At 35.9% G+C, this 5,799-nt stretch carries 3 protein-coding genes; all 3 read left to right on the plus strand.

Going from position 1 to position 5,799, the window contains the following annotated elements; translation table 11 throughout:
* On the plus strand, positions 1-583 hold a 583-nt coding region (locus IR022_RS04320), incomplete at its 5' end, for a T9SS type A sorting domain-containing protein (RefSeq protein WP_194202747.1).
* A 118-nt stretch (positions 584-701) separates the two neighbouring features.
* Complete coding sequence (locus tag IR022_RS04325; protein ID WP_194202748.1) at positions 702-1,100, plus strand: hypothetical protein; 399 nt, start codon at positions 702-704, stop codon at positions 1,098-1,100.
* Between the two features lies 1 nt (position 1,101).
* A partial coding sequence (locus IR022_RS04330; RefSeq protein WP_194202749.1) for an FG-GAP-like repeat-containing protein occupies positions 1,102-5,799 on the plus strand: 4,698 nt, incomplete at its 3' end.

Raw genomic sequence — 5,799 nt, forward strand, 5'->3', positions numbered from 1 at the left:
CTCGAGCCATTCTGTAACAGAAGCCTTTATCGTTTCATCAGATCAGGAATACAATCTGATTGACTTCTATAATGAAAAGAGAACTGAAGTAGGATTAGGTATTAAAAGCTCTAATCAGAAAGATGTTTTAACCCTGGAGTTTGAAAATGTAGAATCCTTTAAATCAGCAACAGGATTCAGTCCCGTGTTAATTGACAAGTATTTAAATATAGAACAAGACCTCTCATCTAATAATGTATATCGATTCAATCAACGTAAAACCGAATCAGAAAGACAATATTCCGATGTAAACCGTTTCTCACTACGCTTATCCTCTGCAACTTCAGGTATTATTGATGAGCCTAACAGTGAGGATCTTATTAGAGTTACTTATTTAACCAGTCAGTTAGAAGTCTCTAGCGAACAAGGATTAAACCAAATTGATGTTTATGATCTGCAAGGGCGTCATATGCATACTAGTGGAAAACTAACCGGAGCTCCTATTAGCTATAGTAAATATTTACCCTTAAACCAGGGAGTATATATTGTAAAGGTTAAAACATCGCTTGGAAATACAGTCGCGAAGAAGATTAATGCTAAGTAATCTGAGTGGAGAAACCTATTAATAAACAAAGTGGATTCTTTTATAGAAGAATCCACTCTCTAAAAACAAATTGATGAAAGTTTTAAAAAATGTATGTATAATCTTACTCATGTTCGGTATGAGCGGATTATTACACGCTCAAACACACCAAGAGGGATTAAATAACCCATTATTAGGCACATGGATATTAGAAGACCTATCTGTTTTTAGAATAGAAGGAAATGATTCAATTCCGGTTCTTAAAAATACCCTTAAGTGGGAACCTTTTGGAGTTTTTGATAACTTGGTATTTCAAGAAGATATATTAACTGTTTCTATGTTTGGATACACTGTAGCAGGTAATTATAATATAAATACGATTGTCGGTAAAGTCGATTTTCATTTTGCTTCCAGTCCTTTTTATCTGGATTATGAGGTTCGTAATAATAAGTTGTATTTGAAGCAACAATTGAGTTATTCACAAGGTGCTTCAGAAGAAGTTGTTTATTGTGTTTTATCAACCTATAAATCACAATGAAATGAGGCAATATAAATCAAATAAAATCTTAAAATTTTTAGTATTAACAATTTTTTGTTGTTTTCCTATTGTTGTTTATGGGCAAGATAGTGCAACAGATGGTCAAGAGTTTTATATCTCTTTTACTCAGAATTATGATTATACTAGTGCATCTACTTCAGTTAAGGCTCAAGTTCGTTATGTGGTAAAAGAGACTTGTTACATTACTGCACAATATGGGGATGGAACTTATTTAGATAATAATATTTTGTATTATCCGGGTGTCTATACAAAAGATGCAGATAAGACTAAATGTTATACAGATATTACAGGTACAACTCCTTTGGAGTCTAACAGACTCATAAAAATAACATCAACCAAGAATATTGGTGTTTTTGCAATTAACTTAGCCTCAAATACGACTGATGCAACCACAGTATTACCTTCATCAGCATTAGGTAATGATTATACGATAATTTCTCATGATCTTATTTCTGGAAATTATGTGACGACAATTCAGGTAATATCTAAAGACGATGGTACAACTTTCACTATAAAAGATAAAAATGGAGCAGTTCTTGTCTCAAATAAATCTCTTGCTGCTGGTAAAGTTTATACTTATGGGAGTAAAGCAAATATGACAGGTTATACTGTAGAATCTAACTATAACATTGCAGTTTTATCTGCGGTAGGTTGTGGAGCACAAATTTCATCTGGAGCCTGTGATTATAATGTTGAGCAAATGTGGCCGACTAATACAGCAGGTAAGAACTACTTTTTGTGGAATTTAAGTACTCAGAGCTTTTCTGCTAATACTAAAGATAAAGTCCAGATATTGGCATTAGAGGATAATACAGTGATTACTAAAAAAATTGGTGCAGTCGAAACTTCAATCCCTTTGAATAGGCATGGCACAAATAGCTTTTTATTAGATACTGCAGTGCATATCAATTCTTCTTCTGCACCTGTTAAATTAACAGCTAATAAACCCATTATAGTTGAGCAGTTTCTTGGTTATGCTCCATCCATAAAATGGATAAGCCCGGCTGAGCAAAGTATAACGAAGGCAATAATTTCACCATTTATTCCTTCAGGAAGTAGTGTTATTACTGCGCATCAGTTACATGTTATGATACCCAATGGTACTCAGTCGGATATGGTTATCACTGAAACTCGTTCAGGAGTTCCAGAATCTGTTATACTTAATTATTATACAAATCTATCTGATCCTACTTATGTAATTGGAACAAGAACTTATGGTGCTGTAGATAATGTTTTGATTGAGATGTCTAATCCATCAGGGTTTATTGCTTATATGACAGGATATGGGCAATCGGAATCTTATATTTTCACGGCTGGAGCAGGTGCATTTAATCTTCAAGCCTATTATAAAGTGACTACAAAGACAAGTCCTTATAAAGATACTTATTATTCGGCAACAACTCCGATGACACACACCTTTGAAGAAATAGATGAGATCACAATTAAACGTACGATTGAAAAATCATTCTCAAATATTCATTGGTTGCTAAATGGAGTTCCATATACAGGTGTAACAGAAAATACTGATATAAGTAAGGAATGGAATTTTCCTGCATCCGATTTAACTGTTGGAGAAAATACGCTGACTATGTCGGTTCGATACACGGGAAATAGTGCAGATTCTCTTTATAAAAGTAAAATATGGCTTTCGGGTATTAGTAGTTATCCCGATAATGTTGTAGATCCGACTTGTGTTAAAGAGGCCGATCCTGCAGTATGGGGAATCGAAGAATCTCTTCCTATAAATAAAACCGATTTAATACATAATTATGCACCGTTGACGGTGGGAGATATAGATGGGGATGGAGAGATCGAAATTATTGGTCTTTTGGAAGATACCCGAAGTAGTAATGGTTATGAGAGTAATGGAGTCAAGATCTTTAATTATAAAGATAATGAAGTGAAATTGAAAAAATCATTTAACATCTCTGTCGGAGGCTCTGCTACAGCCAGTTTCGGATCAATGGCTATTGCACGCTATAATAATCAAGGTTATATAGTTTTAGTGGGAGTAGACATGTATTTGTACGCTTATAGTCCTAATGGTGACAGGTTGTGGAAATCAGATGTGGTTTGTAGTAAAACTGCTGTTAATATGGTTAATATTGCAGACTTTAATAATGATGGCATTCCTGAGGTATATGTAGATAATAATATATTCTCTCTGGCAAATGGCAAATTATTGTGCTCTGGACAAGCTAATAATACAGGATCAATGACCGTAAATGGGTCTTCTCCTATGGCTATAGATATTGACAATGATGGAAAATTAGAACTATGTGCTGGTACTCAAATCTATAAAGTAAATATAACTAATACCAACGGAACGGCAGGAAATACAATGACCGTTATAGCCGATATGGGATTATTAACCACCGATTTACCTCAATACGCAGCAGCTGATGGAATGACTCAATTGGTGGATATGGATGGAGATGGTATGTTAGAAGTCGTAGTTACCAGTCGTTTAAATAATAGAGTTGTTGTGTATGTTTGGAAACCCCAACCGGATAATGGTTCGTATTTAATGGGTAGTTATTTGGTGCCTGCAACAAATGTCTCATATAGCAGTATACCAATGATTGGTGATATTGACAATGATGGTTATCCCGAAATTGTATTTATAACCAATGGTAGTAGTTTCTTGATGTATGCGTTAGATTTTGATCCCAGCCTTCCGGTGGGAAATATGTTAAAAGAAAAATGGACTTTGACACATACCGATGGTTCAGGATGTACTGGTATGAGTTTGTTTGACTTTAACTTAGATGGAACAGCCGAAATTGTTTACAGAGATCAAACAACATTGCGTATCATTGATGGTAGTGGATCGACTCCAATAGTGAAAGAAACATTCTCAAATGTTTTATCAGGAACTTTACGTGAATATCCTGTTATTGCAGATTTAGATAAAGATGGACAAGCAGAAATTGTTGTCACAGGATCAGATGGAGGTGCAATCAGTTCAAATGCAGGCTATCTCCGTGTATTCAAATCATCTCAGACACAATGGGCTCCCGCTCGTTCGGTGTGGAATCAATATAATTATAATAGCGTAAATGTAAATGAGAATTTAACCATTCCGGCAGTACAGTTTCCAATCACTACCCGTTTCAAAGGGAAAGATGGAGTAATGGGTACAGCTGATGACATTCGGGTATTCAATAATTTCCGTCAGCAACAAACTTATCTGAATAAAGATGGAGTTGCATTTATGAAGATTCCTAATGCCAAAGTTTTAAATCCGGAGGATATTAGTTTTACTTATCATTCTGATGGAGATTCTCTGGCTGTCAACAATCTGATTGTAACTAATGTGGGCGAGGCTTCATTAAAAGCTCCTCTAAAGATAACGATATATAAAGATGCAGTTTCAACATCTAGTCGTAAGCATTTTTATGAGTACCCTGTTAGTATTGGAGTGGGAGAAACCTATACAATACCTTTGACTATTCCCGATTTTGGTGATTGGTTGCCAGTCAATAAATTGATCGTAAAAGTAAATGATGCCGGATTGGGTGTTAACGATCAGCAAGTATGTGACTCATGTTGTGTAAATAACGAAAGTGATGCATTTGTGAATGTTTCATTCGATAATATTGGATGGGCAGATAGTTATAGAAAATGTGAAGATGGAACGGTTCTTTTTGATGCTTTGACATTACCCGGAGGATCGGTTACCTATAAATGGTTAAAACCGGATGGAACTTTGCTGGCAAGTACCAAAAGTACAAGCCTGTCTCATCTGACTCTAAATAATGCAGGAAAGTATGTATTAACAGCCGATAAAATAAATAATAATTTATCGATTGCTTATACCCTTCCATATTTATCGGTTGCACCTTCTCTGATGTATTGGCGAGAAGATGCGAAAGATAGTAATTGGAATAATCTGAATAATTGGGCAAAATCGTCACTATTAGCAGATACATTAAAAGCAGTGCCTAGTGTTTGTACTACGGTTCATCTACCGGCGTACTCTCTTCACTATCCATCATTGGATGCCCATACAGACCGTACAATCTATGGCGATCCTGTTACCGATAAGATTGTCTTCCATTTTGGTAGCGAACTGTCTTATCCACATAAGCTTACCTATAATAAAGCATTTATTCAATATAACTGGGGATACTACGCCGGAGGTTCTAACGAACAGCCAGGCAGTAACGCAGAAGGTCCTGCAAGTAAAATGATAACCCGAGACAGATGGTACATGCTTGCAGCTCCATTAAAGAAGATGGCTTCCGGCGACTTTGCTCTAGGCGGTTACCCAATAACCTGGCAGTCATTATATAATGCACCACATCCATCAACCGGAGCACTAGTAGAAGGCGATTTCAGCACACCCTTTTCCTCTAATGATATAGACCTTTCAACAAAAAATAATGCCTTAGCAGTTAAAGTAGCCTGTTATAATTCTAACATAGGTTATAATGATCAACGCCACCTAGAAGGCCTACAAGGTATATTAGAGATTCCCTACTTTGAAAATAGTACAATGGCAGATTATCACCCCGGACATGTTTACAATAAGATCCGCAAAGAAAGCCGTTTCTACTATTTTGACGAAAAGACCCTTCAACAACTATCCTCACCTATCGGCACTCTATCAAGAGGAGATGAAGCATATCGTTTTGTATTTGAAGACGAGAATACAAATAAAGCTCCCAATATTGTA

Source organism: Dysgonomonas sp. GY617 (assembly GCF_015233815.1).
In the GTDB taxonomy this organism is placed as follows: domain Bacteria; phylum Bacteroidota; class Bacteroidia; order Bacteroidales; family Dysgonomonadaceae; genus Dysgonomonas_A.